We start from the raw sequence: 25,257 nt of genomic DNA, 5'->3' as shown, positions 1-25,257 counted from the left end.
ATGTGCAGTGTGGCGACTAGAACGGCACGTCCCCAAGAATCGTCGCGCGGTGCATCACTCGCCGTTGTGGCCGGTAGTCATCTACCCCTGAATAACCTGATAGCACCGGGTCGATGTGGGAGGGGGCTTGCCCCCGATGGCGGTGGCAGTCACGTGACCCGTTGACTGACCCAGAGCTATCGGGGGCAAGCCCCCTCCCACATGTTATGTGCAGTGTGGCGACTAGAACGGCACGTCCCCAAGAATCGTCGCGCGGTGCATCACTCGCCGTTGTGGCCGGTAGTGATCGACCGCTGAATAACCTGATAGCACCGGGTCAATGTGGGAGGGGGCTTGCCCCCGATGGCGGTGGCAGTCACGTGACCCGTTGACTGACCCAGAGCTATCGGGGGCAAGCCCCCTCCCACATGTTATGTGCAGTGTGGCGACTAGAACGGCACGTCCCCAAGAATCGTCGCGCGGTGCATCACTCGCCGTTGTGGCCGGTAGTGATCGACCGCTGAATAACTTGATAGCACCGGGTCAATGTGGGAGGGGGCTTGCCCCCGATGGCGGTGGCAGTCACGTGACCCGTTGACTGGCCCAGAGCTATCGGGGGCAAGCCCCCTCCCACATTTTATGTGCAGTGTGGCGACTAGAACGGCACATCCCCAAGAATCGTCGCGCGGTGCATCACTCGCCGTTGTGGCCGGTAGTCATCGACCGCTGAATAACTTGATAGCACCGGGTCAATGTGGGAGGGGGCTTGCCCCCGATGGCGGTGGCAGTCACGTGACCCGTTGACTGACCCAGAGCTATCGGGGGCAAGCCCCCTCCCACATTTTATGTGCAGTGTGGCGACTAGAACGGCACATCCCCAAGAGTCAGCGCGCGGTGCATCACTCGCCATTGTGGCCGGTAGTCATCGACCGCTGAATAATCTGATAGCACCGGGTCAATGTGGGAGGGGGCTTGCCCCCGATGGCGGTGGCAGTCACGTGACCCGTTGACTGACCCAAAGCTATCGGGGGCAAGCCCCCTCCCACATTTTATGTGCAGTGTGGCGACCAGAACGGCACGTCCCCAAGAATCGTCGCGCGGTGCATCAGTCGCCGCTGTGGCCGTAATGATCGACCGCTGAATAACCTGATAGCACCGGGTCAGTGTGGGAGGGGGCTTGCCCCCGATGGCGGTGGCAGTCACGTGACCCGTTGACTGGCCCAGAGCTATCGGGGGCAAGCCCCCTCCCACATTTTTGCTCTTCAGCGTGGCAAATGTATTCGCTACGACTCGATCACTGTGGGAGCCGGGCTTGCCCGCGATGGCGGTGGGTCAGTCGATGAAGGTTGTGCCTGGCTTAAAAGGGCACGTCGCCCAGAATTGTCGCGCGGTGCATCACTCGCCGTTGTGGCCGGTAGTCATCGACCGCGTAATGCTGGGTCACGCGGTTGTCCCAGAAGGCCACGTCGTTCTCCTGCCAGCGCCAGCGGATGGTGAACTCTGGCCGTGTCGCATGAGCAAACAACAGCTTGAGAATGGCTTCGCTTTCAGCCGGCTCCAGCTCATTGATCCTGGTGGTAAACCCATCGCTGACAAACAGCGACTTGCGCCCACTCACCGGGTGCGTGCGCACTACCGGGTGCGACAGCGGCGGGTTTTTCTTGCGGGTTTCTTCCCAGCGCGCCAGGTCTTCGGCGGTGTTGCCAAAGCGCTCCAGCGGGAAGGACTTGGTGAAGTCATGAGTCGCCGTCAGGCCATCGAGCAGGCGCTTGAATGGCTCAGACAGCGCTTCATACGCCGCAATGCCACTGGCCCACAACGTGTCGCCACCAAACGCCGGCAGCAGCTTGGCGCTGAGCACCGCGCCGAGGGCCGGAGTGGGCAGGAAGGTCACGTCGGTGTGCCACACGGCGTTGTCACGCACGTCGGTCACGGCGGTATCCAGGATCAGCACTTCGGGCTGCTCCGGCACGTTGGGGTAAATCGGGTGGATGTGCAGGTCGCCAAAATTTGCCGCGAACCGCGCCTGTTGCTGCGGGGTAACGGCTTGGCCACGGAAGAACAGCACCGAGTGGGTGAGCAACGCCTGCTCAATGGCGTCGCGCTGTTCCAGGTTCAGCGGCTGGGTGATATCGACGCCACTGATCTGGGCGCCCAGGGCGGTGCTTAAAGGCGTAACGGTCAGGCTGCTCATGCTCTTCTCACTCAATGTGCCTGGCCATGCCAGGGCACCCATTTACGCTGCAGGGCACGCAGGCCCATTTCCATGGCGAAAGCGATCAGGGCGATCACCAGAATCCCCAGCACCACCACATCGGTGACCAGGAACTGCGCCGCCGACTGCACCATAAAACCCAGGCCGCTGGTGGCGGCGATCAACTCGGCCGCAACCAAGGTCGACCAGCCTACGCCCAGGCCGATGCGCACACCGGTGAGGATGTCGGGCAGGGCGCTGGGCAGGATCACGTGGCGAATCAATTGGGCACGGGTGGCGCCCAACGATTGCGCGGCCCGCAGCTTGGCCGGGTCGACGGTGCGCACGCCGGTGGCAGTGGCGATGGCGATAGGCGCGAAGATCGCGAGATAAATCAGCAGCACCTTGGACAGCTCGCCGATGCCGCACCAGATCACGATCAGTGGCAGATAAGCCAGCGGTGGAATCGGCCGGTAGAACTCAATCAGCGGGTCGAGTATGCCGCGCGCGATACGGTTGGCACCGATGGCAATGCCCACCGGCACGGCGGTCAGCACCGCAAAACCCAGACCCAGGCCAATGCGCTGCAGGCTCGCACCCAAGTGCTGCCACAAGGTGGAATCCATGTAGCCGGTGGTCGCCAGCAGCCAGCCTTTTTGCAGCACGGCGGACGGTGGCGGCAGGAACAGCGGTTCGATCAAACCGGTGGCAGTCACCGCCCACCAGAGTGCCAACAAGGCAACCAAAGTGAGCACGCTGATCCAGCGTGTGCTCAGGCTGCGACGCACCGGAATAACGGCGTGAGCCACCGGCTTGGCGGCGGTGGCGGGGAGTTCGTAACTGCTCATGCGGACACCTGCCGTTGCGAGAACACTTTGCCCAGCACGTGCTCGCGGGTTTCGATAAAGCGCGGGTCGGACTTGATCGCGCGCGCCGATTCACCGGCGGCGTAGCGCTGGCCGAAGTCCAGGTGCAGGCGCTCGACGATCTGGCCCGGGTTAGGCGCCAACAGGATCAAATCGGTGGCGAGGAACACCGCCTCTTCGATGTCATGGGTGATCAGGAACACCGGCTTGGCCGTGCGCCGCCAGACTTGCAGCAGCAACTCCTGCATCTGTTCGCGGGTGAAGGCATCGAGGGCGCCAAAGGGTTCGTCCATCAGCAGCACACGCGGGTCGGCCGCCAGCGCGCGGGCCAGGCCCACGCGCTGTTTCTGGCCGCCGGAGAGTTGCCAGATACGGCGCCTGTCGAAGCCGGCTAGGTCGACCAGCGCAAGCATTTCCCGGGCGCGTACTTCGCGTTGTGCCTTGGGCACGCCAGCCAGTTCGAGGCCGAAGCCGACGTTGGCCAGCACGTCCTGCCAGGGCAGCAGGGCGTCGTCCTGGAACACTACGCCGCGCTCGGCGCTGGGGCCTTTGACCGGCACGCCATCGAGGGTGATGCGCCCGGCAGAGGGTTCGACGAAACCGGCAATCAGGTTCAACAGCGAGGTCTTGCCACTGCCGGACGGGCCGAGAGCTACCAGCAATTGCTGGGGCCCAAGGTCCAGTGAAATATCAGACAGTACCGGTTCTGTGGCGCCTGGGTACTGTGCGCTGATGCGCTCCAGTTGTAGCAAGGCCATCGCAATGAACTCCTTGAATCAGTTAGTGATGAACTTGGCGCTGACGTAAGGGGCGTAGTCCGGCAGCACGGCGTCGACCTTGCCTTGCTCCTTGAGAAACGCGGCGGTGTCGGTCACAGCCTTGGTGGTTGGGGCGCCCAGCAGGGTCACCTGATCAGCGGCCAGCGGGTAGACGTTGCCTTGCAGCAGCAGCGGGATGTCACTGGCCTTGGCGCCGGAAAGCTTGACCAGCTTGTCGACGTTGCCTGTGTCGGCGAGCCACGCTTGTGGGTCTTTGCGGTACGCGGCGTAGGCGTCCAGCGTGACTTTGGCGAAGGCGGTGACGATTTCCGGGTGCTTCTCGGCGAAGTCTTTGCGCACGATCCACGCATCGAAGGTCGGCGCGCCGAACTTGGCCAGTTCGCCGGAGGTGATCAGCACCTTGCCGTTTTCCTTGGCCACGCCCAGGGCGGGGTCCCACACGTAGGTGGCGTCGATGTCACCGCGCTTCCAGGCGGCGATGATGGCCGGCGGCGCGAGGTTGAGGATGGTCACCTTCGAAGGGTCGATGTTCCAGTGCTTCAGCGCGGCCAACAGGCTGTAGTGGCCGGTGGACACGAACGGCACGGCGATCTTTTTGCCGATCAGGTCCTGAGGGCTGTTGATCCCAGAACCGTTACGCGCCACCAAGGCTTCGGCGCCGCCGATCTGGGTGGCGACGAGGAAGGTTTCCACTGGGACTTTACGGGTCACGGCAGCGGTCAGCGGGCTGGAACCGAGGTAGCCGATCTGCACGTCGCCGGAGGCGATGGCAGCGATGATGTCGGCGCCATTGTCGAATTTGCGCCAATCGATCTTGGCGTTAGTGGCTTTTTCGTACGCGCCGTCGGCCTGGGCGACTTTCGCCGGGTCCACGGTGGTTTGATAAGCGATGGTGACATCTGCCGCCTGGGCAAACAGGCTGGCACCGGCCAGGGACAATGCGGCCAAGAGGCGCAGAGGGGTAAGCAGTTTCAAGGGGAAGCTCCTCAATCAGGCGGCCGAGGGTCGGCGTGTGAGGAGACTAAATGATCTAAGAACCCGAAAATAAATAACGTTTTCGAATTAGCTTATGTGAAGAAGGGTTGAAGCAAATCTTGAGCTTGATGAGGGCAAAAATGTGGGAGGAGGCTTGCCCCCGATGGCGGCGGATCAGTCACTGATGGGGGGCTGACACTTTGCTATCGGGGGCAAGCCCCCTCCCACATTTCGAGCCGGGTTCGGCTTCAGTTAGTTACTGATTGCCAGGATGCTCGCCTGGTACGACCCGACGAACACATCGAAGTCGCCGACCTCGTTCTGCTCCAGTTCCGCCTGTTGCGCCAGCGACGTGCGCGCCAGTTCTTCAAAGCGCGCCTGATCTTCGGCCGGCAGCGGCTCTTTACGGAAATGCTCGGCGTGCACCTCGCTCTGGTGCAGCGAGAACTGCGCAAAGCTCTCCTTGCGTTCGGCCATCGCCGCCAGCACCTGGGCTGATGGCGTAAGGGACGGATCCTTGACCTTCGCCAGCTGAGCGTCCAGCGCCTCGCTGTGCTCGGTCATGCCATGGCTCTGATCCAGCAACGCTGCCAACGGCGCAATGTGCTCCAGCAGCTCGGTGGCCCATTCCTTCATGTCCACAGGCTGGCCCTGACGCTGCAACTGCAGGCCCGGACGGCGGCCTTCCTTGACCACGCTGAGGAAGTTGGAGGTGGCATTGCCGCACTCGTTGTTGGCGAACAGCGGGCTGTCGTTCAGTGCGCAATACAGCAGGAATGCGTCGAGGAAGCGCGACTCCGGCAAGTCAATGCCCAAGGGCAGGAACGGGTTGATGTCCAGGCAACGCACTTCGATGTACTGGATGCCACGGGCCATCAGCGCCTGGATGGGGCGCTCGCCGGTGTAGGTCACGCGCTTGGGGCGAATGTTGGAGTAGTACTCGTTTTCGATCTGCAGGATGTTGGTGTTGAGCTGAACCCACTCTCCGTCCTTATGGGTGCCAACTTCGACATAAGGCGCGTAGGGCGTTGCCACCGCTTCGCGCAGGCTGTCGGTGTAGCTGGCCAGGTCGTTGTAGCACGGCGTGAGGCCGGCCTGGGCGTTGCTCTGGTAACCCAGGTCGCTCATGCGCAAGCTGGTGGCGTACGGCAGGTAAAGCGTGTCGGCGTCCAGCACTTCCAACTGGTGCGAGCGACCGCGCAGGAAACCTGCGTCCAGGGCCGGCGAGGCGCCGAACAGGTACATCAGCAGCCAGCTGTAGCGGCGGAAGTTACGGATCAATGCAATGTAGGCCGTGGACTGGTAGTCGCGGTCGGTACCGACGAAACCTTCAGTCTCCTTGAGCAAGGGCCACAACTGCTCCGGCAGGGAAAAGTTGTAGTGAATGCCGGCGATGCACTGCATGGTCTTGCCGTAACGCAGGGCCAGGCCCTTGCGGTAAACGTACTTGAGCTGACCGATATTGGAGGTGCCGTAGTAGGCAATCGGAATATCTTCCTCAGCCGGCAGCGGGCACGGCATCGAAGGGCTCCACAGGTACTCGTTGCCGAGTTTGCTGTAGGCAAAGCGATGGATCTTGTCCAGGCTGCTCAGGGTATCGGCCGGGTTGGGCAGGGCTGGGGTAATAAACTCCAGCAACGATTCCGAGTAGTCGGTGGTAATCAATTCGTTGGTCAACGCGGCGCCCAGGGCTTCGGGGTGCGGCGTTTGTGCCAGGCGACCCTCACCGGTGACGCGTAGGCATTCGCGCTCGATGCCGTGCAAGCACTGCTCTAGCAGGGAGAGGTGTTCGCGCTTGCCGAGCAAGGCCAGGCGGCGGTTGAGAAGTTCGCTCAAGTTGGATTCCTTCACGCGTCAGTCGCCCCAATATGGGGGTGGGCAGGACGGTCTACAAGGGTGAAGTTAAAACTGGCGTTATCGCCTGGTTTTGAGTCGATTTGACCCGCTTTGAAAAAGCCTACTTCACTCCATGAATTGGGCTATAGCGCAGCAAGAAAATTCCGACGCTGTTGTCGCAGCGCCGAAATTAACTCAAATCGAGGGCGGGGAGCTATAGGACAGCGAATGTGCCTTGTGCTTTTGCGACCAGTTTGTCGTCCTGATACACCTCCGCTTCGACCACCAATGTGCGCCGACCCGCGTGGATAACACGGCTGGTGCACAGCACGTCGCCATCGGACACGGCACGGATATAGTTGATTTTGCATTCGATGGTCGCGCTCTGCTGGTCGAAACCATGGGCGCTGGAACAGGCCAGCCCCATGGTGATGTCCACCAGGCTGAAAATCGCCCCGCCGTGGAGCTTGCCTGCACGGTTGCGCAGCTGCGGCTCCAGGGTCAGGGCCACCTCGGCAACGCCCTCGTCCAGGCGTTGCAGGCGACAGCCGATCAGCTCGCTGAACGCGCTCTGGGTCAAACCGGCCGGGATTTGCATCAGCGTTTCTTCAACTGTTTGGCATTGGCAAACAGCGACGCCATGGCGTTATTACTTGGCGCTGCGGTGGCAGTTTCCTTGCGCGGTGCGTTGTTCTGCGACTGGCGTGGCGCCGAGCCTGGGCGAGCGCCACGGGCGCCGTCGATTTTCTCGCCGGGGGTGTCGCTCATGCGCATCGACAGGCCAACGCGTTTGCGTGGAATGTCGACTTCCATGACCTTGACCTTGACCACGTCACCGGCTTTCACCGCTTCGCGAGGGTCTTTGATGAACTTCTCCGAAAGCGCGGAGATATGCACCAAACCGTCCTGATGCACGCCGATATCCACGAACGCGCCGAAGTTGGTCACGTTGGTGACCACGCCTTCGAGGATCATGCCCAGTTGCAGGTCCTTGAGGTCTTCGACGCCGTCCTGGAACTCGGCGGTCTTGAACTCGGGACGCGGGTCACGGCCAGGTTTTTCCAGCTCTTGCAGAATGTCGGTGATGGTCGGCACGCCGAAGGTTTCGTCGGTGTACTTCTTTGGATCCAGGCGCTTGAGGAACGCGGCATCGCCGATCAGCGAGCGGATGTCGCGGTCGGTCTCGGCAGCAATGCGCTGTACCAGCGGGTAGGCTTCCGGGTGAACCGCCGAAGCGTCCAGCGGGTTGTCGCCGTTCATTACGCGTAGGAAGCCGGCGGCCTGTTCAAAGGTTTTTTCGCCCAGGCGTGCGACCTTTTTCAGCGCCGCGCGGGTTTTGAACGCGCCGTTCTCGTCGCGGTGGGTGACGATGTTCTGCGCCAGCGTTGAGTTGAGGCCGGAAATACGGGCCAGCAGCGCGACCGAGGCAGTGTTCACATCCACGCCGACCTTGTTCACGCAGTCTTCCACCACCGCATCCAGACCGCGTGCCAGTTTCAGCTGCGAAACATCGTGCTGGTACTGGCCGACACCGATGGATTTAGGGTCGATCTTCACCAGCTCGGCCAGCGGGTCTTGCAGGCGGCGAGCAATGGAGACGGCGCCACGGATCGATACGTCGAGGTCCGGGAATTCCTTGGAGGCCAGTTCCGACGCTGAGTACACCGACGCGCCGGCCTCGGAAACCATGACTTTGGTCATCTTCATGGCTGGGTATTTTTTGATCAGCTCGGCGGCCAGCTTGTCGGTTTCACGGCTGGCGGTGCCGTTGCCGATGGCGATCAGGTCCACGGCGTGCTTGGCGCACAGGGCAGCCAGGATGGCGAGGGTCTGGTCCCACTTGTTGTGCGGCACATGTGGATACACGGTGGCGTGGTCCAGCAGCTTGCCCGTGGCGTCGACCACGGCCACTTTGCAGCCGGTGCGCAGGCCCGGGTCGAGGCCCAGAGTCGCGCGCGGGCCGGCCGGGGCGGCCAGCAGCAGGTCGTGCAGGTTGTGGGCGAAAACATTGATCGCTTCGGTTTCGGCGCCGTCGCGCAGCTCACCGAGCAGGTCGGTTTCCAGGTGGGTGTAGAGCTTGACCTTCCAGGTCCAGCGCACGACTTCACCGAGCCACTTGTCCGCCGGGCGGTTCTGATTCTGGATGCCGAATTGCTGACCGATCATGCCTTCGCACGGGTGCATGGTGCCCGGCAGCTCGTCGCCGACCTTCAGCGCGGAGCTGAGAATGCCTTCGTTGCGGCCGCGGAAAATGGCCAGTGCGCGGTGCGACGGCATGCTCTTGAGCGGTTCGTCGTGCTCGAAATAGTCGCGGAACTTGGCGCCTTCCTCTTCTTTGCCGGCGATGACGCGGGCGCTGAGGGTGGCTTCCTGTTTCAGGTAGTTACGCAGTTTTTCCAGCAAGTTGGCGTCTTCGGCGAAACGCTCCATGAGGATGTACTTGGCGCCTTCGAGGGCCGCCTTGACGTCGGCGACGCCTTTTTCGGCGTTGATGAAGCGCGCGGCTTCGGTTTCCGGGGTCAGCGACGGGTCGTTGAACAAGCCGTCCGCCAGGTCGCCCAGGCCGGCTTCCAGGGCGATCTGGCCCTTGGTGCGGCGCTTCTGTTTGTACGGCAGGTAAAGGTCTTCGAGGCGGGTTTTGGTGTCGGCGAGCTTGATGTCGCGTTCCAGTTGCGGGGTCAGCTTGCCTTGTTCCTCAATGCTGGCGAGGATGCTGATGCGCCGTTCGTCGAGTTCTCGCAGGTAGCGCAAGCGCTCTTCCAGGTGCCGCAGCTGGATGTCGTCGAGGCTGCCGGTCACTTCTTTACGGTAACGGGCGATGAAAGGCACCGTGGAGCCTTCATCCAGTAGAGCGACGGCCGCTTCGACCTGTTGTGGGCGTACGCCGAGTTCCTCGGCGATGCGGCTGTTGATGCTGTCCATAAAACCACCTGAAATTCTGAAAGCAGCTCGCACGCCCGGAAAACAAGGCGTTGCAAGGCTGGTTGAGCGGCCCGACTGGCGCCGCTACCTGGGTCAAAAGGCAGCCTGTTGACCCTCGAAATCGGAAAATTGCTGCCCATCGCGGTAAAAAATAGCGAGGCAGCAAGCAGTAAAGTCTGACATTGCTCAGCGCAAAGGCGGCGCATTATAACCAGCGTTCTGCAGCTGGGGGGGATTGCGCCGAAGGTTGCAGGGGGCGGGTTCGCTGGCGGTAGAGGAAAAATCTGCTAACAATGCACACGGTGCGTATAACGGCAGCTACGCCATAATGCGCGCCGAGATAAGAGGAGCATCTAATGAGCAGCACTGCACAAACTGCTGAAGGCGAAAAAATTCTCATCGTTGATGACGACCCGGGGCTGAGCAGCCTGCTGGAGCGTTTTTTCAACTCCAAGGGCTACCGTGCCCGCGCGGTGCCAAACACCGAGCAGATGGACCGCCTGTTGGGGCGCGAAGTGTTCAATCTGGTCGTACTCGACCTGATGCTGCCCGGCGAAGACGGCCTCACCGCCTGCAAACGCCTGCGCGGTGCGAACAACCAGATCCCCATCATCATGCTTACCGCCAAGGGTGATGAGTTGAGCCGCATCAAGGGCCTTGAGCTGGGCGCTGATGATTACCTGGCCAAGCCGTTCAACCCGGACGAGCTGATGGCCCGGGTCAAAGCCGTGTTGCGCCGTCAGGCAGCCCCGGTACCCGGCGCGCCAGGCAGCGAAGACGAAAGCGTCACCTTTGGCGACTATGAACTGTCGCTGGCCACCCGTGAGCTCAAGCGTGGCGAAGAAGTGCACATGCTGACCACCGGTGAGTTCGCCGTGCTCAAGGCGCTGGTGATGAACGCTCGCCAGCCGCTGACGCGCGACAAACTGATGAACCTGGCCCGTGGCCGGGAGTGGGATGCATTGGAGCGCTCCATCGACGTGCAGATTTCCCGTCTGCGCCGCATGATCGAGCCGGACCCGTCCAAGCCGCGCTATATCCAGACGGTGTGGGGTGTGGGTTATGTGTTCGTGCCGGATGGCACCGCAACCAAGTGACCGATGATTTGCAGGCGCGGGCATCCGGCGTTTGACTCCATGAGAGTCAACGGGATGCCCGGCGTCTGCAATTCTGCGAGCGCCGCTCGTTTCTGCAAGGTGTCCAGCCGTTTCCTATGAAAACCCCGTTGTGGTTCCCGCAAAGTTTCTTTTCACGCACCCTTTGGCTGGTGCTGATCGTCGTTCTGTTTTCCAAGGCACTGACGCTGGTTTATCTGTTGATGAACGAAGACGTGCTGGTGGATCGGCAGTACAGCCACGGCGTCGCCCTGACGCTTCGTGCCTATTGGGCCGTCGATCCCGAAAACCGTGAAAAGGTCGCCAAGGCATCGACGCTGATTCGAGTCGACGGCGCCGGTGTACCTGAAGGCGAGCAGCATTGGCCTTACAGCGAGATTTATCAGCGCCAGATGCAGGCTGAGCTGGGGGACGACACCGAGGTGCGATTGCGCATGCATGTTTCGCCTGCGCTGTGGGTGAGGGCGCCGAGCCTGGGCGACGCGTGGATCAAAGTGCCGCTGTACCCGCACCCGTTGCGGGGACAGAAGATCTGGAACGTGCTGGGCTGGTTCCTGGCGATTGGCTTGCTTTCAACGGCGTCCGCCTGGATTTTCGTGCGCCAGCTCAACCAGCCACTCAAACGCCTGGTCTTTGCCGCGCGCCAACTGGGGCAGGGGCGCAGTGTGCGCCTGCCGGTCAGCGATACGCCCAGCGAGATGACCGAAGTGTACGGCGCCTTCAACCAGATGGCGGAAGACGTTGAACAGGCCGGCCGCGAACGCGAGCTGATGCTGGCGGGCGTGTCCCACGACCTGCGCACACCGTTGACACGGTTGCGGTTGTCCCTGGAGTTGATGGGCAACCACAACGACCTCACGGATGACATGGTGCGTGACATCGAGGACATGGACGCGATTCTCGACCAGTTCCTGGCGTTTATCCGCGATGGCCGCGACGAGGTGGTCGAGGAAGTCGACCTGACGGACCTGGTGCGTGAGGTGGTGGCGCCCTACAACCAGAACGGCGAACAGGTACGCATGCGCCTGGAGCCTATTCAGCCGTTTGCGTTGCGTCGGGTATCGATGAAGCGCCTGCTCAACAACCTCATTGGCAACGCCTTGCACCATGCCGGTTCCGATGTGGAAGTGGCGGCGTATGTGTCCGGCGACAGCACTGCGCCTTATGTGGTGTTGAGTGTGATGGACCGCGGCACGGGGATCGACCCGGCAGAGCTGGAAGGCATCTTCAATCCGTTCACCCGTGGTGACCGTGCCCGGGGCGGCAAGGGCACGGGCTTGGGGTTGGCGATTGTGCGGCGGATTGCCTCGATGCATGGCGGCAATGTCGAGCTGCGTAACCGGGAGGAGGGTGGTCTGGAAGCGCGAGTGCGGTTGCCGCTTGGCCTGATGTTGCCTAGAGACGCGGTCTGACACACAACAGAAATCAAATGTGGGAGCGGGCTTGCTCGCGAAGGCAGTGTGTCAGTCGACAGATGTATTGACTGACCCGACGCCTTCGCGAGCAAGCCCGCTCCCACAGTGTTTTGTGGTGTTTGAAACTGAGCGTGTTCAGCCCTTACCCTTGGTCCGCGTCATATTCGGCCCACCATTCTTTTCCAAATGCTGAATGATGATCCCCGCTACATCCTTCCCGGTAGTGGTCTCAATCCCTTCCAGACCCGGCGATGAGTTCACTTCCATCACCAACGGCCCATGGTTTGACCGCAGGATATCCACACCCGCTACCGCCAGCCCCATCACTTTGGCTGCCCGCAGCGCGGTCATGCGTTCTTCCGGGGTGATCTTGATCAGGCTGGCACTGCCGCCACGGTGCAGGTTGGAGCGGAATTCCCCCGGCTTGGCCTGGCGTTTCATTGCCGCAATTACCTTGTCACCCACCACGAAGCAGCGGATGTCCGCACCGCCAGCTTCCTTGATGTATTCCTGCACCATGATGTTCTGCTTGAGGCCCATGAATGCCTCGATCACCGATTCAGCAGCGGTCGCGGTTTCGCACAGCACTACGCCGATGCCTTGGGTGCCTTCCAGCACTTTGATCACCAGCGGTGCGCCGTTGACCATGTCGATCAGGTCGGGAATGTCATCGGGGGAGTGGGCAAAGCCGGTCACCGGCAGGCCGATACCGCGCCGCGAGAGCAATTGCAATGAGCGCAGTTTGTCGCGTGAGCGGGCAATGGCTACCGATTCGTTGAGGGGGAATACGCCCATCATTTCAAACTGGCGCAACACCGCGCAGCCATAAAACGTCACCGAGGCACCGATACGCGGGATCACTGCATCAAAGCCTTCCAGCGGTTTGCCCCGGTAATGGATCTGCGGCTTGTGGCTTGCAATGTTCATATAGGCACGCAACGTGTCGATCACCACCATTTCGTGGCCACGTTCGGTGCCGGCCTCGACCAGACGGCGGGTGGAATACAGACGCGGGTTTCGCGACAGCACAGCAATCTTCATGCAGCACCTGGGGCAGAAATAGTAGAGACCGGGAACACCGGCTTGTCTTGAACGTACTTGACGCCTGGACTGACCACCAAGTGGCCGTCAATCAGCGCCTTGGAGCCCAGCAACAGGCGGTAACGCATGGCCTTGCGACAGGCGAGAGTGAATTCCACTCGCCACACCCGATCACCCAGCGCGAGGGTGGTGCTGATCACATAGCGCACCTGCGCATGGCCGTTGGAGCTCTTGATGGTTTTCATCGTTACCACCGGCGCCTCACAGCGGCGATGACGCAGTTGCACCACGCTGCCCAGGTGGGCGGTAAAACGCACCCACTTCTCACCGTCGCGCTCAAATGGCTCGATATCGGTGGCGTGCAGGCTCGAGGTACTGGCACCGGTGTCGATCTTTGCGCGCAGGCCAGCCACTCCCAAGTCGGGAAGTGCCACCCACTCACGCAGACCCACAACGGTCAAATGGTCAAATGTCTTCAATATGGGTAACCGATCAGTTCGCCCAGGCCTGTGGTGAAACCTCGGCCAGGGCTTTGAATGCAGGCCTGGCGAACCAGTAACCCTGCATCAGAAATATTCCGCAGTCGGACAGGAAGTCGCGCTCGCCGGCACTTTCGATGCCTTCGGCAATGACAGTAACGCCCAACTGCTCACAGATTGTGACAATCCCCTGGACGATTACCTGACGGACACGATCCTGGTCGACATCGCGAATCAGCGCCATGTCGAGTTTGATCAGGTCAGGTTGGAAATCGGCCAGCAGGTTCAGCCCCGAATAGCCGGCACCGAAATCGTCGATGGCGGTCTTGAACCCGAATTCGCGGTATTCACGCAGAATATTGGTCAAATGGCGATAGTTATCTACGTGCTCGCTTTCCAGCGTTTCAAAAATCAGCTGGTTCAGCGGAAAGTTGTGCGCGCGGGCCGCCTCCAGGGTGCTGCGAATACACAGCTCGGGCCGGTAAACCGCATTGGGCATGAAATTGATCGAAAGATGGGTTTGCATACCCAAGGCAGCGGCCCCGGCAATCGCTTGGGTACGACACCGCTGGTCAAAGCGGTAACGGTTGCTTGAGTTGACCTGGCCCAGCACCGACAGCGCACCTTCGCCTTGCGGGCCTCGCACCAACGCCTCGTGGGCGAAGATCGAATGGTCCCGAAGATCTACGATAGGCTGATAGGCGAATGCGAAATCGAAACCCAGGGGTTCGCTTTGCTGGCAACCCACGCAACGCTGGTTTGGCGAGGTGAGTGAAATGGGGAAGTCGGTCACAGCGTATCCTCGCGAAAACAGGGTGGTGCCTGGCGTATCTTAGGTGAGCGTTGGGGTTTATGCGTCGAAGGGCTTCAACGGTAAAGTTGCGACATTTTTCAGAGCGAGGAATTCAAGTGGCTCAAAAGCAGGAAGAGGAAGAAAAAGTCCGTTTGGACAAGTGGCTGTGGGCAGCGCGCTTCTTTAAAACCCGCGCCCTGGCGAAGGCCGCTATCGAAAGCGGCAAAGTGCACCATCGCGGCGAACGCTGCAAGCCGGGCAAGGAGCCGCGCGTCGGTGATGAGCTACAGATTCGGGCAGGATTTGATGAAAAGACTGTCGTGGTGCAAGCCTTATCCGTTGTGCGCCGCGGCGCGCCCGAAGCGCAGGCGTTGTACACCGAAACCGAGGCCAGTATCGCCAAACGCGAAAATGCGGCCGCCATGCGCAAGGCCGGGGCTACCGGTATGACTACCGATGGCAAGCCGAGCAAGAAGCAGCGTCGCGATTTGTTCAAGTTTCGCGGCAGTGGTAATGACGAGTGATGGCGCAAATCTCCAGCAATACGCAGACCCAAATGTGGGAGCGGGCTTGCTCGCGAAGGCGGTGGGTCAGTGAAAAATGCTTAACCTGACACTGCGCTTTCGCGAGCAAGCCCGCTCTCACAATAAGCCTGTGGCGTTACGCCGCGGTGCGTATGACGCTCAACCGCCCGATCACCGGCAGCTTACCGAGCAAACCGAAGATCGGCGCCGTCAGTCGCAGCAACCCATTCGACACCTTCGCCGCAAACGGCGTGTAATACCCCCAGCCCAGCGCCAACAGCGCCAGCAATACCCCGCCGATATAATCGTCTTGCCCCCAGTGGGCGCCTGCCACCAGCCGCGGCATCATGAACAACAGCGCCAAGCCCCAAATCACCAGCACCTGGCCGATGCGCTTGGCAAACACCGTCATGAACATGCCCCAGATCAGCAATACCGATGCATGATCGCCCGGGAAGCTCTGGCTCGAACGGTCCTTCAGCTCCCAGGTTTTTTCCAGCCCAGGGAAGTAGTCACTCATATGAATCGCCCCGCTGATCACCATCGACGGGCTGCTGTGCTGCCAGCCCATCTGCGCTGCGAGTTTGGAAAACAGCATGCGGATGAACAGCAACAGCAGCAGAATCCCGAAAAAGCCGAAGAATGCCTGGCGCACTTCAATCGCCTTGAACACCCAATCTCCGCGAATCAACAGCGTCAGCAAGATCACGCCGACCACCGCGTCAAATGGCCGCAAACTGGCCACGGCCCACACATGCAGCCATGTCGAATGGCTCGCCAGCGGGTCATTGAGCAGGTGAAACAGCCATTCGTCGAAAATCACACACAGCATCTGGCCCGTGGGCCACAGCCAAAAACACAGCAGTCCGATAGCGAGTAGATTGCACAGAGCCCATCGCCGGAGGTTCCACTTGGCTTGGAACAAACCCGGATTGTTCATAAACTGTTCCTCTTCGCTCTATTTAGCCCTCCGTTTCCAGGAGAAAGCCGCACCAATATGGTGCTAAAGCGTTTAATTTTATAAACCTTGTAATCATTTTGTCATCAATTCAGATACCCAGACCTATGACTGATCTACCGGATACCGACTTCACCCAACGCTTCATCTTCGACGAGAACGATGCCCGCGGCGAACTGGTCTCGCTGGAGCGCAGCTATGCCGAAGTCCTCGCCAAGCATCCCTATCCGGAGCCGGTTGCGCAGTTGCTCGGTGAACTGATGGCGGCGGCATCGCTGCTGGTGGGCACCATGAAGTTCGACGGTTTGCTGATTTTGCAGGCGCGTTCCGAAGGCCCGGTGCCGATGCTGATGATCGAGTGCTCCAGCGAGCGCGAAATTCGTGGCCTGGCCCGTTACGACGCCGACCTGATCGCGCCGGACGCCACGCTGTCCGACTTGATGGCCAACGGCGTATTGGCGATCACCGTCGACCCGACGGAAGGCCAGCGCTACCAGGGCATCGTCGATCTCGACGGCGAAACCTTGTCGGACTGCTTCACCAACTATTTCGTGATGTCTCAGCAGGTCGGCACCAAGTTCTGGCTGAATGCCGACGGCAAGCGCGCCCGTGGCCTGCTGCTGCAACAACTGCCGGCCGACCGCATCAAGGACGACGACGAGCGCACTGACAGCTGGCGCAAGCTGACCGCCCTGGCGGGCACCCTGACCGCTGAAGAGCTGCTGGGCCTGGATAACGAAACCATTCTGCATCGCCTGTACCACGAAGAGGCCGTGCGCCTGTTCGACGAACAGGGCCTGCGCTTCCGTTGCAGCTGCTCGCGTGAACGCTCGGCGAATGCCTTGGTCAGCCTGGGCCTGGAAGATGCGCAGGACCTGGTGGTGGAACACGGTGGCAATATCGAGATCGACTGCCAGTTCTGCAACCAGCGTTACCTGTTCGACGCGGCCGATGTAGCCCAATTGTTCGCCGGCGCAGGCATCGACACCCCTTCCGACACCCGCCACTAAAACGTTTAAGCACAGGTAAATCACCTGACGAACGCCGGATTAGCGCAGTTCTGACGGGAGGGCCCTACTCTTTTTGGGCTTTTCTGGCATAATCCGGCCCACTTTTTTCGCGGTAGTAGTGCGCAACTTTCTACTACAAAACGTTTGGAGCACTCGGCCATAGGCCGACGGGGAACCTCATGACGCAAGCCAATAACGCCGTATACACCGATCTGAGTGTTGACGATCTGGTCAAAGAAGCCCTGCAGCGCGGTGAAGGCGTGCTTGCCGATACTGGCGCGCTGGTCGTAGAAACCGGTCACCGCACCGGTCGTTCTCCGGTCGACCGCTTCATCGTTGAAGAGCCTTCCACCCAGGACGCCATCGCCTGGGGCCCGATCAACCGCAAGTTCCCAGCCGACAAGTTCGATGCGCTGTGGAGCCGCGTAGAAGCATTCAACAACGCGCAAGAGCATTTCGTTTCCCACGTTCACGTAGGGGCTGCAGAAGACCACTACCTGGCCGTGAAAATGACTACCCAGACTGCCTGGCAGAACCTGTTCGGTCGTTGCCTGTTCATCAACCCGGCTCAGTACAACCCGGCCGGCCGTGATGAGTGGCAAGTGCTTAACGTGGCCAATTTCGAATGCGTGCCAGAGCGTGACGGCACTAACTCCGACGGTTGCGTGATCCTCAACTTCGCACAGAAAAAAGTCCTGATCGCCGGCATGCGTTACGCCGGTGAAATGAAAAAAGCCATGTTCTCGGTGCAGAACTTCCTGCTGCCGGCTGCTGATGTGTTGCCAATGCACTGCGCCGCCAACATCGGCGAAGAAGGCGACGTGACCCTGTTCTTCGGTCTGTCGGGCACTGGTAAAACCACCCTGTCCGCCGACGAAAGCCGTTACCTGATCGGTGACGACGAACACGGCTGGGGCGAAGGCGTGGTGTTCAACATCGAAGGCGGTTGCTATGCCAAGTGCATCGACCTCTCCGAGAAGAACGAGCCGGTTATCTGGAAAGCCATCAAGCACGGCACCGTGCTCGAAAACGTGGTGATCGACGATGCCAAGCACGCCGACTACACCAACGTCAGCCTGACCCAGAACAGCCGCGCCGCGTACCCGCTGGAGCACGTTGCCAAGCGTTCCGAGAAAAACCTGGGCGGTGAGCCAAACGCGGTAATCTTCCTGACCTGCGACCTGACCGGCGTGCTGCCGCCTGTGTCGATCCTCAGCGAAGAACAAGCGGCCTACCACTTCCTGTCCGGCTACACCGCGCTGGTGGGCTCGACCGAAATGGGTTCGGGCAGCGGCATCAAGTCGACCTTCTCCACCTGCTTCGGCGCGCCGTTCTTCCCACGCCCGGCCGGCGAATACGCAGAACTGCTGATCAAGCGCGTGCGCGGCTTCGGCTCCAAGGTCTACCTGGTCAACACCGGCTGGACCGGCGGCGGCTACGGCGTCGGCAAACGCTTCAACATCCCGACCACTCGCGGCGTGATCGCAGCGATCCAGAGCGGCGCGTTGATCGGTGCCGAGACCGAACACCTGGACACCATCAACCTCGACGTGCCATTGGCCGTACCGGGCGTTGAGACTGGCCTGTTGAACCCACGTAACACCTGGGCTGACAAAGCTGCCTACGACGAAGCGGCGAAAGCGCTGGCGGGTCTGTTCATCGAGAACTTCAAGAAGTTTGAAGTGAGCGATGCGATCAAGGCGGCCGGGCCGAAGTTGTAAGGTTCAAAAGCTGTTAAAAAACCGCCCCCAGTGGGCGGTTTTTTTATGCGCGAAAGGTTAGTCGGCGATGTGCAAAACTACTGCGCCGGCCAGCACTAATGCAACGCCCAACACTTGCACCGCCGACAACCGCTCCTTGAAAAACACATATCCCAGCACTGCCGCAATCCCACCCGACAATGTACTGATCACCGTCACCACCGAAACCGACCCCGCCATCGCCCCCCACGAAAACGCCGAGAAACCCCCGAGGTTCATCAAGCTCGCACCGGTCAATGTCGCGCAGTTTTTCAGCGGTGGGATTTTCAGCCCGTCCTTGATCTTCAATACCATCACCACCAGCACGCACAGGCCTACCAGGTAACCCAGCCACAACATGGTGATCGGTCCCAGTGCCGGCAGCGTGTAGCGACCTTGCAGCCAGAAGCTGGTGCCATACAGCAAGGCAGCGAGCATGGCGTAGGCAATGGACAGGCGTGGGTGGTTGTGCGGAACGCCGTTGTCCTTGTGGATGCTGGAGAGGATCACGCCGACGACACACACGCCGATGCAGCCAAGTTGGATCAGGCTGATGTGCTCACCACTGGCCCAGGACAGCAGCGTAGTGACCACGCCGTACGACGTCACCAGCGGCGCGACGATGGCCGCTTTGCCCAGGGCGAAAGCCTTGGACAGCGCGAGGGCACCGGAGACGGTGAGCAGCGCGGCCGCGATGCCCAGGAGCCAGACGCTCAACGGGCTATTCAGGGATTTGAACAGGTACGCCGGGAAGGTGACCAGCAGCAGAGTCATGATCAGGAAACCGAGGGCCTGGCCGAAGTACACCGCGCGTTTAACGCCGACAGCCCGGGCATTGAGACCCACAAGAAAGTCCGTGCCACCCCAGAGCAGGGCGGCCAGCAGGCCCATTAATACGTCCATGTACGGTCCTTGGTAGGTAGGCAATTCGCCAGGTTAGCGCATCGCCAATGTGGGAGCGGGCTTGCCCGCGCATGCGGTGGATCAGTGAGCGATACTCTACCTGACACACCACATTCGCGAGCAAGCCCGCTCCCACATTTGATCCTCAGTGTCGTTCAGATCAACTGAGGTTTTCCAGGGTCTGGGTATCCCAGCTATGCGTTTTGATGGCCAGGTAGAGCATGCCGATGGTCAGCGGCACTTTGTCGCCTCGGCCTTTGGCGCGGCGTTTGAGGAACACATCGAACACCGGCGGTTGGAAGTAACGGTAGGCATCGTAGTCGCCCAGATCGACTGCAAAATCCTGCTCCAGCGCTTCCATAAATTGCTTGGCCTCGGCGCGGTCGCAGCCAAGGTCGAAGTTGAGCGAGGTTTCAAGGCGAAGGGTCTTGTGCTTCGGCAGGCCGATTTCTTCGTGCAGCAATTGCAGGAGCTGCCGCATGACGGGGTCTTCGGGGAAGTTGGGGGCCAGGTTCATGGTGGGAGCACGCAGAAGTGGGTGAGGGGGATGGTTGCATTGTCGGCGGAATGTGTTTCGGGTGATGAAGAGTAGCAACCCTAACAAGAATATGAAGACCGGTAGGAATGACATTCTGAGGATCACCGCTACGTAGGGTAGCAGGAACGTCAAAGTGAGACCTGTGGTGAGACAGGTGATGGCGAAGCGCTTTCTAAGCGTGGGGTCGGTGATCTGGTAATGCACCACCATATAGATAAGGAGAAAAATCGCGGATTGAAGGTAAAGGTCCATGTGGTCAAGACTCGTCTGAGTAGACATGCATTGAGAGTGTTGACCGCTGAGGCCCGATTCCTCCTCTCACATTTGCGTCCAATCCGATGATGATGTCACCTGCGTGATACCTGCGAAGCTTGCCGGAAATCGTATCGCCAACTAAGCCAGCCGTTACCGTAGATATAGCTATCCCCGGGGCTTTAATCGCACCGGAAATTATTTGTTTGATGAACACATTTTGATCGTTTAACCGGTCGGCCTGGCTCCGTCTCAGCGGTTGGGAAATCGCGACTGCTCTCTCGCAGGGTAAATCTCGGGCCAACATTTTCTCGTACAAGCTGCGTATCTGATCACGCACTTTCCGCGCAGCTGTTTTCGCTTCAAGCAGGCACAGCTTAGCCAAGGCATGCCGACTGTCAGGCACAACAGTGAGGCGAATCATTGTGAAGGTGACGCCATAGTGGCCGATGTATTGAGTCCTTTCGATATTCACGGGTTTTTGCCGGGACAGTGGAGAGGTCACTAGTTTCGGTCATGTGAAGGGAGGTTATGTAGAGGGTGAGATAGCTGTTTTAAGCAGTTTGGGAAGAGGGCTACATCGTCTTTGTCTGCTTCCCACAGAGCTTTCCGGCATTTGCGGTTTGACAGTGATTTTTTGGTAACACCCACCCAATGTGGGACCCGGGCTTGTCCGCGATGGTGGTGTGTCAGGTATGGAAATATTGCCTGACATGCCGCCATCGCGGGCAAGCCCGCTCCCACAGGTTTAGCTCAGTGGTTGGATGGGTTATGGCTGTATTTCGACTGCCGGTTGCAGTTGAACGTGCTGCGCAGCTTCCATCAGATCACAGCCATCCTGCACCAGCAGATATAGGGCATTGATGATGTGAGAGATATCTTTGAGGTCGGCGTGTTCGAAGGTCAGGCAGGTGAAAGTTTCCAGTAAGTCGGTGGCAGCGCGGATGCGCTGGTGTCCGGCGGACTGGATGGCTTCGGCGGTAGCTTCGGTATCGATGACGAGAGGGTGGGTGTCGGTGAAGTTGGTGCGTAGGAGGCGATAGCGATTGGTAGGGACATTGAGCGTTGTCATAAAAGGGCACTCCGAAAAAATCAAAGAAATACGCCAAAAAAATTGGCACGTTTATCTCTGCTGTTGTTCGAGTGACCAAGCTCGGTCGCCGTATTGATAGCGACGGAGCGAGCCTTAGAAGTCAGCGTTATTTCGAGCAATAAACATATGGTTCAATCATTTGGATCGTTCCCACGCAGAGCGTGAGGAACGATCAGTGAGTCTCAGTGGGATAGGAGGCGACGGCGCGGTACTTGGCAAGCACGGCTTCGCGGGTCGGCAGAGGTTTGTCGAAATCGGTCGGCTGGGTGTCGAATCTTTCCAGGCGCAGACTGGCCAACCAATTGGAGCGACGGATCTTGCGGTAGTGATCCTGTTTTTGCTCAAACGTCGGTTCGCTCATTGCAGCGCACTCTTGGGGCGCAAGGCTTGCTCGTAGCGCAATGCTTCGGTTCGCAGGCGGGATAAAATCAAACGCAAAACTGCTAAGTCAGCAGGTAGAGCGGATCTAAAATGCAGCTCCCACATCTGGTTCTTAGTGCTCCGACAAATCCGCGCGAAACATCCCACATCGGCCCTGGGCCATCCTCTACCCCTGTATCATCCTGTCTCTTTTTTCCTTGTGACCTTTCTCGATTCGCTGAGCGCGCTGGTCTATGTTTTGCGCTCGTTCAGCGGTCAATGGAGTGACAGCTTATGCACAACACCCTCCAACAGGTCTTTGGTTATCCACAGTTTCGTTTGGGCCAGGAAGAGGCGGTCAGCGCCATACTGGCCGGTCGTTCGGCCGCTGCTATTTTCCCCACCGGCTCGGGCAAGTCGTTGTGTTATCAGCTGTCGGCGGTGCTGCTGCCGCACCTGACGCTGGTGGTGTCGCCGTTGTTGGCGTTGATGCAGGACCAGCTGGGGTTCCTGCAACGCCACGGCATTTGCGCCGGCAGTATTGATTCGGCGCAGAGCCGCGAGGACGCCAATGATGTGATGGCCCGTGCGCGTTCAGGCGAGCTGAAAATTCTGATGATTTCCGTGGAGCGCTTGAAGAACGAGCGCTTCCGTAACTTTCTGCAAAGCGTGCAGATCTCGCTGTTGGTGGTGGATGAGGCGCACTGTATTTCCGAGTGGGGCCACAACTTCCGTCCGGACTATTTGAAGCTGCCGGACTACCAGCGTCAGTTCAATATCCCACAAGCACTGCTGCTGACGGCTACGGCGACGCCCAAGGTGATTGCCGACATGCAGGCGAAGTTCGCCATTGCGCCGGACGATGTCATCACCACAGGCTTTTACCGGCCCAATCTCAACTTGCTGGTGGAGCCGGTGAGCGGGCATGACAAACGTCGGCGCCTGGTCGAATGGATGAGCGAGCGAGCCAATCAGCCGAGTATCGTCTACGTCACCTTGCAGAAAACCGCTGAGCAGATCGCAGAACATCTGAACCGCAACGGCATTCAGGCCGAGGCTTATCACGCCGGTTTGCCCCACGACAAACGCGAGGGTATCCAGCAGCGTTTTATGGGTGGGCGCTCCAATTGCATCGTCGCCACCATCGCATTCGGCATGGGCATCGATAAAAGTGACATCCGCAACGTGGTGCACTTCGACCTGCCTAAATCCATTGAGAACTACAGCCAGGAAATCGGCCGTGCAGGGCGGGACGGGCAGCCATCCGATTGCCTGGTGCTGGCCAACCGCGACAGCCTCAATGTGCTGGAAAATTTCGTGTACGGCGACACGCCGGAGCGGGCGGGCATTCTCCGTGTGCTGGAGGAGTTGCAGGCGTCGCGCGGCGAGGGGCAGTGGGAGTTCTTGTTGAGGTCGCTGTCGGACCACAGCAACATCCGCGAGCTGCCATTGAAAACGCTGCTGGTGCAATTGGAGCTCAAGGGCGTGATTGCGCCGCGTTATGCTTTTTACGCCGAGTACCGCTTCAAATACCTGATCGAACCCGAAGCCTTGCTGGCGCGTTTTTCCGGCGAGCGCCAGCAGTTTGTCGCGTCGATCATTCAGGTATGCAGTCGCGCCAGAACCTGGGCGACCGTAGATTTCGACGCGCTGTACCAACAGCACAATGCCGAGCGCAGCCGGGTGGTGAAAGCGCTCGATTACTTCCAGGAGCAGGGCCTGATCGAGCTGGAAAGCAAGCAGATGACGGAGGTTTACAGCTTGCTGCACACCGAGTTCGATCCACAGGTGTTGAGCGAGGAGTTATACACAGGCTTCAAGCAGCACGAGGTGACGGAGGTGGCGCGGATCCATGCCATGCTCGATCTGTTTGCCACCGAGGATTGCCTGGGCCAGCGTTTGGCCCACTACTTTGGCGATGAAAACGCGCCGCTGCGCTGCGGGCATTGCTCGGTATGTCATGGCCATGTGGCGCATCTACCGCCACCCCCGAGTTTGCCAGCGCTTGTGGATAAAAACTTCATGGCACTGTGCGGTGATTTTATCCACAGGCACCATGAGCACACCGGGCAACTGCCGGGCGCGGAGCGGTTGACACGATTCCTGGGTGGTATCAGCGTGCCGCTGTTTACCAAGTTGAAGGCGCGCGGTATTCCGGGCTTCGCTGCGCTGGAGGCGTATCCCTACGCCGAGATGCGTGAATGGGCCCAGGCCCATCTGAACGACCTGTAAATCCACTTATGAGAGCTGCACATGTCTGATTCTATGCCGCAACGCGCTGACTACCGTCACTTCCAACCGATCATCACGCGTTGGCACGATAACGATGTGTATGGTCACGTGAACAATGTCACCTACTACAGCTACTTCGACACGGCGGTGAATACTTACCTGATTGAAGAGGGTGGGCTGGATATTCACGACGGTGAAGTGGTGGGGTTTGTGGTGAGTTCGGCGTGCGATTACTTTGCGTCGATCGCGTTTCCCGATCGCATAGAAATTGGCCTGCGCGTGGGCAAGTTGGGTAACAGCTCGGTGCAGTATGAGTTGGCGGTGTTCAAGTCAGGCGAAGAGGATGCCTGTGCGGCGGGGCGCTTTGTGCATGTCTTTGTGGACCGGGCGTCGAACCAGCCGGTGACGATTCCGGCGCGATTGCGCGAGGCGTTGCAGCGGTTGGTGGTGTAACACAACCTGTGTCATCAGCGAAAATCAATGTGGGAGCTGGCTTGCCTGCGATAACGGTGCGTCAGGGTTGGATGCGCTTCCGACAATACGCTATCGCGGGCAAGCCCGCTCCCACATTGGTCCAGCAGTGTCTCTAGACCTTACCGATGATTACGGTAGTGATGCTTGTTCTTGCGATGCCCATACGCATGGCCACGGCCACGATGGTCATCACGGTCATAACGACGGTTATCCCGACCGCGATAGCGACGGTCGTCGTCATCGCTCTTGTTGCCCATGTAGTTGCCCAGCGCACCACCTGCACCGCCGCCTGCGGCTGCGCCGATCAGGCTGCCGGTGTTGCCACCCATGCTGCGGCCCACCACGTTGCCGCCTGCCGCGCCGAGTGCGCCGCCAATGGCTGCTTCACCACGGCTGCGCTTGTCAGCGCCGACTGCACTGCCGCCCGCGCCGCCCAGCGCTGCGCCGATGGCCGAACCGGTGTTACCGCCGACCTGCTGGCCGACAACCGAACCTAGAACCCCGCCCAATGCGCCGCCCACACCGGCTTCGGTGGTGCCACCGGCCATGGCTGCGCCACTGACCAGGCCAAGGGACAACAAGAGAATCGAGGAAAACTTCATAGAGAGACCCCAAGAGGATGACGGCGCGATCCTGAGGTTGTATCGGGATGCTGACAATCGAAAACCGACCAGTGGTACAGGTTGTATACAATTCTCTAAGTTGCTGTTTTGTATGGGGAACTTAAGTGGGTTTTGCGAGTCTTTAGCTACTTCGGAACGGCCGCTTTTATGCAAAAGC

23 protein-coding genes and 3 pseudogenes are annotated in these 25,257 nt (G+C 59.8%); 7 read left to right on the top strand and 19 right to left on the bottom strand.

What is annotated here, in order from left to right; all coding sequences use genetic code 11:
- Positions 1-16: 16 nt before the first annotated feature.
- The 10 genes and pseudogenes from AACV02_RS27805 to AACV02_RS27750 all read right to left on the bottom strand — a co-directional run.
- A pseudogene (locus AACV02_RS27805) lies at positions 17-88 on the bottom strand (hypothetical protein); the annotation flags it as partial.
- A gap of 340 nt (positions 89-428) precedes the next feature.
- Positions 429-503, bottom strand: a pseudogene (locus tag AACV02_RS27795) (hypothetical protein); the annotation flags it as partial.
- A 131-nt stretch (positions 504-634) separates the two neighbouring features.
- A pseudogene (locus tag AACV02_RS27790) lies at positions 635-709 on the bottom strand (hypothetical protein); the annotation flags it as partial.
- Positions 710-1,336: 627 nt separating this feature from the next.
- Positions 1,337-2,173, bottom strand: a complete 837-nt coding sequence (gene tauD / locus AACV02_RS27780) for a taurine dioxygenase (protein WP_119738204.1) — start codon at positions 2,171-2,173, stop codon at positions 1,337-1,339.
- Between the two features lie 11 nt (positions 2,174-2,184).
- Positions 2,185-3,021: a taurine ABC transporter permease TauC gene (gene tauC / locus AACV02_RS27775; RefSeq protein ID WP_106577403.1), complete on the bottom strand. Its 837-nt coding sequence runs from the start codon at positions 3,019-3,021 to the stop codon at positions 2,185-2,187.
- Complete coding sequence (tauB, locus tag AACV02_RS27770) at positions 3,018-3,797, bottom strand: taurine ABC transporter ATP-binding subunit (protein WP_119738202.1); 780 nt, start codon at positions 3,795-3,797, stop codon at positions 3,018-3,020. The genes tauC and tauB overlap by 4 nt, the downstream gene beginning before the upstream one ends.
- A gap of 18 nt (positions 3,798-3,815) precedes the next feature.
- Positions 3,816-4,793: a taurine ABC transporter substrate-binding protein gene (gene tauA, locus AACV02_RS27765; RefSeq protein ID WP_106577404.1), complete on the bottom strand. Its 978-nt coding sequence runs from the start codon at positions 4,791-4,793 to the stop codon at positions 3,816-3,818.
- Between the two features lie 252 nt (positions 4,794-5,045).
- Positions 5,046-6,629 (bottom strand): glutamate--cysteine ligase, encoded by a 1,584-nt coding sequence (gshA, locus tag AACV02_RS27760; RefSeq protein ID WP_119738200.1) that lies wholly within the window; start codon positions 6,627-6,629, stop codon positions 5,046-5,048.
- Between the two features lie 214 nt (positions 6,630-6,843).
- Positions 6,844-7,227: a PaaI family thioesterase gene (locus AACV02_RS27755; RefSeq protein WP_106577406.1), complete on the bottom strand. Its 384-nt coding sequence runs from the start codon at positions 7,225-7,227 to the stop codon at positions 6,844-6,846.
- Complete coding sequence (locus AACV02_RS27750) at positions 7,227-9,551, bottom strand: Tex family protein (RefSeq protein ID WP_119738198.1); 2,325 nt, start codon at positions 9,549-9,551, stop codon at positions 7,227-7,229. The genes AACV02_RS27755 and AACV02_RS27750 overlap by 1 nt, the downstream gene beginning before the upstream one ends.
- Positions 9,552-9,907: 356 nt before the next feature.
- Between AACV02_RS27750 and ompR the strand changes: the two genes are divergently transcribed.
- Both ompR and AACV02_RS27740 read left to right on the top strand, forming a co-directional pair.
- Positions 9,908-10,648, top strand: a complete 741-nt coding sequence (ompR, locus tag AACV02_RS27745; RefSeq protein ID WP_053255745.1) for an osmolarity response regulator transcription factor OmpR — start codon at positions 9,908-9,910, stop codon at positions 10,646-10,648.
- A gap of 116 nt (positions 10,649-10,764) precedes the next feature.
- On the top strand, positions 10,765-12,078 hold the full coding sequence (locus tag AACV02_RS27740) for an ATP-binding protein (RefSeq protein ID WP_106577408.1): 1,314 nt from the start codon (positions 10,765-10,767) through the stop codon (positions 12,076-12,078).
- Between the two features lie 138 nt (positions 12,079-12,216).
- Here the strand turns inward: AACV02_RS27740 and rimK are convergent, their stop codons facing one another.
- Genes rimK through rimA form a run of 3 tightly spaced genes read right to left on the bottom strand, consistent with a single transcriptional unit; the run spans position 12,217 to position 14,394 of the window.
- On the bottom strand, positions 12,217-13,122 hold the full coding sequence (gene rimK / locus AACV02_RS27735) for a 30S ribosomal protein S6--L-glutamate ligase (RefSeq protein WP_025855543.1): 906 nt from the start codon (positions 13,120-13,122) through the stop codon (positions 12,217-12,219).
- Positions 13,119-13,601, bottom strand: a complete 483-nt coding sequence (gene rimB, locus AACV02_RS27730) for a retropepsin-like aspartic endopeptidase RimB (protein WP_094950878.1) — start codon at positions 13,599-13,601, stop codon at positions 13,119-13,121. The genes rimK and rimB overlap by 4 nt, the downstream gene beginning before the upstream one ends.
- Positions 13,602-13,614: 13 nt before the next feature.
- Positions 13,615-14,394 (bottom strand): S6 modification regulatory phosphodiesterase RimA, encoded by a 780-nt coding sequence (gene rimA, locus AACV02_RS27725; protein WP_106577409.1) that lies wholly within the window; start codon positions 14,392-14,394, stop codon positions 13,615-13,617.
- A 116-nt stretch (positions 14,395-14,510) separates the two neighbouring features.
- Between rimA and AACV02_RS27720 the strand changes: the two genes are divergently transcribed.
- Complete coding sequence (locus AACV02_RS27720) at positions 14,511-14,918, top strand: RNA-binding S4 domain-containing protein (protein ID WP_119738196.1); 408 nt, start codon at positions 14,511-14,513, stop codon at positions 14,916-14,918.
- Between the two features lie 136 nt (positions 14,919-15,054).
- Here AACV02_RS27720 and AACV02_RS27715 read toward each other — a convergent pair whose 3' ends face one another.
- Positions 15,055-15,858: a phosphatase PAP2 family protein gene (locus tag AACV02_RS27715; RefSeq protein ID WP_119738193.1), complete on the bottom strand. Its 804-nt coding sequence runs from the start codon at positions 15,856-15,858 to the stop codon at positions 15,055-15,057.
- A gap of 125 nt (positions 15,859-15,983) precedes the next feature.
- Here AACV02_RS27715 and hslO point away from each other — a divergent pair, with 125 nt between their 5' ends.
- Complete coding sequence (gene hslO, locus AACV02_RS27710) at positions 15,984-16,886, top strand: Hsp33 family molecular chaperone HslO (protein ID WP_119738191.1); 903 nt, start codon at positions 15,984-15,986, stop codon at positions 16,884-16,886.
- A 179-nt stretch (positions 16,887-17,065) separates the two neighbouring features.
- The gene (locus AACV02_RS27705; protein WP_119738189.1) at positions 17,066-18,607 is read left to right on the top strand and encodes a phosphoenolpyruvate carboxykinase; all 1,542 of its coding nucleotides are present in this window, start codon (positions 17,066-17,068) and stop codon (positions 18,605-18,607) included.
- Between the two features lie 57 nt (positions 18,608-18,664).
- On the opposite strand, the gene AACV02_RS27700 is transcribed toward AACV02_RS27705, so the two are convergent.
- The 4 genes from AACV02_RS27700 to AACV02_RS27685 form a co-directional block, all read right to left on the bottom strand.
- Positions 18,665-19,528, bottom strand: coding sequence for a DMT family transporter (locus AACV02_RS27700; RefSeq protein WP_256680473.1), 864 nt, complete (start codon positions 19,526-19,528; stop codon positions 18,665-18,667).
- Positions 19,529-19,688: 160 nt separating this feature from the next.
- The gene (locus tag AACV02_RS27695) at positions 19,689-20,045 is read right to left on the bottom strand and encodes a DUF1493 family protein (protein WP_119738185.1); all 357 of its coding nucleotides are present in this window, start codon (positions 20,043-20,045) and stop codon (positions 19,689-19,691) included.
- A gap of 1,042 nt (positions 20,046-21,087) precedes the next feature.
- On the bottom strand, positions 21,088-21,390 hold the full coding sequence (locus AACV02_RS27690; RefSeq protein ID WP_119738181.1) for a hypothetical protein: 303 nt from the start codon (positions 21,388-21,390) through the stop codon (positions 21,088-21,090).
- 193 nt (positions 21,391-21,583) lie between these two features.
- Positions 21,584-21,772, bottom strand: coding sequence for a YhfG family protein (locus AACV02_RS27685; RefSeq protein WP_106577418.1), 189 nt, complete (start codon positions 21,770-21,772; stop codon positions 21,584-21,586).
- A gap of 293 nt (positions 21,773-22,065) precedes the next feature.
- On the opposite strand from AACV02_RS27685, the gene AACV02_RS27680 reads away from it, so the two are divergent.
- Both AACV02_RS27680 and AACV02_RS27675 read left to right on the top strand, forming a co-directional pair.
- The gene (locus AACV02_RS27680; RefSeq protein WP_119738179.1) at positions 22,066-24,003 is read left to right on the top strand and encodes a RecQ family ATP-dependent DNA helicase; all 1,938 of its coding nucleotides are present in this window, start codon (positions 22,066-22,068) and stop codon (positions 24,001-24,003) included.
- A 21-nt stretch (positions 24,004-24,024) separates the two neighbouring features.
- Positions 24,025-24,456 (top strand): acyl-CoA thioesterase, encoded by a 432-nt coding sequence (locus tag AACV02_RS27675; protein WP_119738177.1) that lies wholly within the window; start codon positions 24,025-24,027, stop codon positions 24,454-24,456.
- Positions 24,457-24,596: 140 nt separating this feature from the next.
- Here AACV02_RS27675 and AACV02_RS27670 read toward each other — a convergent pair whose 3' ends face one another.
- Positions 24,597-25,079 (bottom strand): YMGG-like glycine zipper-containing protein, encoded by a 483-nt coding sequence (locus AACV02_RS27670; protein ID WP_106577421.1) that lies wholly within the window; start codon positions 25,077-25,079, stop codon positions 24,597-24,599.
- Positions 25,080-25,257: the final 178 nt, after the last annotated feature.

The sequence above is a fragment of the Pseudomonas sp. Larv2_ips genome, assembly GCF_963879675.1.
Taxonomy (GTDB): Bacteria; Pseudomonadota; Gammaproteobacteria; order Pseudomonadales; family Pseudomonadaceae; genus Aquipseudomonas.
The sequence above is the reverse complement of the archived record's forward strand: the minus strand, read 5'-3'. Positions and strand labels throughout refer to the sequence as shown.

Coding starts and splice junctions, on each gene's coding strand:
- tauD (WP_119738204.1), bottom strand. CDS start 2,173: ATGAGCAGCCTGACCGTTACGCCTTTAAGCACCGCCCTGGGCGCCCAG.
- tauC (WP_106577403.1), bottom strand. CDS start 3,021: ATGAGCAGTTACGAACTCCCCGCCACCGCCGCCAAGCCGGTGGCTCAC.
- tauB (WP_119738202.1), bottom strand. CDS start 3,797: ATGGCCTTGCTACAACTGGAGCGCATCAGCGCACAGTACCCAGGCGCC.
- AACV02_RS27755 (WP_106577406.1), bottom strand. CDS start 7,227: ATGCAAATCCCGGCCGGTTTGACCCAGAGCGCGTTCAGCGAGCTGATC.
- AACV02_RS27750 (WP_119738198.1), bottom strand. CDS start 9,551: ATGGACAGCATCAACAGCCGCATCGCCGAGGAACTCGGCGTACGCCCA.
- ompR (WP_053255745.1), top strand. CDS start 9,908: ATGAGCAGCACTGCACAAACTGCTGAAGGCGAAAAAATTCTCATCGTT.
- AACV02_RS27740 (WP_106577408.1), top strand. CDS start 10,765: ATGAAAACCCCGTTGTGGTTCCCGCAAAGTTTCTTTTCACGCACCCTT.
- rimK (WP_025855543.1), bottom strand. CDS start 13,122: ATGAAGATTGCTGTGCTGTCGCGAAACCCGCGTCTGTATTCCACCCGC.
- AACV02_RS27715 (WP_119738193.1), bottom strand. CDS start 15,858: ATGAACAATCCGGGTTTGTTCCAAGCCAAGTGGAACCTCCGGCGATGG.
- hslO (WP_119738191.1), top strand. CDS start 15,984: ATGACTGATCTACCGGATACCGACTTCACCCAACGCTTCATCTTCGAC.
- AACV02_RS27705 (WP_119738189.1), top strand. CDS start 17,066: ATGACGCAAGCCAATAACGCCGTATACACCGATCTGAGTGTTGACGAT.
- AACV02_RS27700 (WP_256680473.1), bottom strand. CDS start 19,528: ATGGACGTATTAATGGGCCTGCTGGCCGCCCTGCTCTGGGGTGGCACG.
- AACV02_RS27695 (WP_119738185.1), bottom strand. CDS start 20,045: ATGAACCTGGCCCCCAACTTCCCCGAAGACCCCGTCATGCGGCAGCTC.
- AACV02_RS27690 (WP_119738181.1), bottom strand. CDS start 21,390: ATGACAACGCTCAATGTCCCTACCAATCGCTATCGCCTCCTACGCACC.
- AACV02_RS27685 (WP_106577418.1), bottom strand. CDS start 21,772: ATGAGCGAACCGACGTTTGAGCAAAAACAGGATCACTACCGCAAGATC.
- AACV02_RS27680 (WP_119738179.1), top strand. CDS start 22,066: ATGCACAACACCCTCCAACAGGTCTTTGGTTATCCACAGTTTCGTTTG.
- AACV02_RS27675 (WP_119738177.1), top strand. CDS start 24,025: ATGTCTGATTCTATGCCGCAACGCGCTGACTACCGTCACTTCCAACCG.
- AACV02_RS27670 (WP_106577421.1), bottom strand. CDS start 25,079: ATGAAGTTTTCCTCGATTCTCTTGTTGTCCCTTGGCCTGGTCAGTGGC.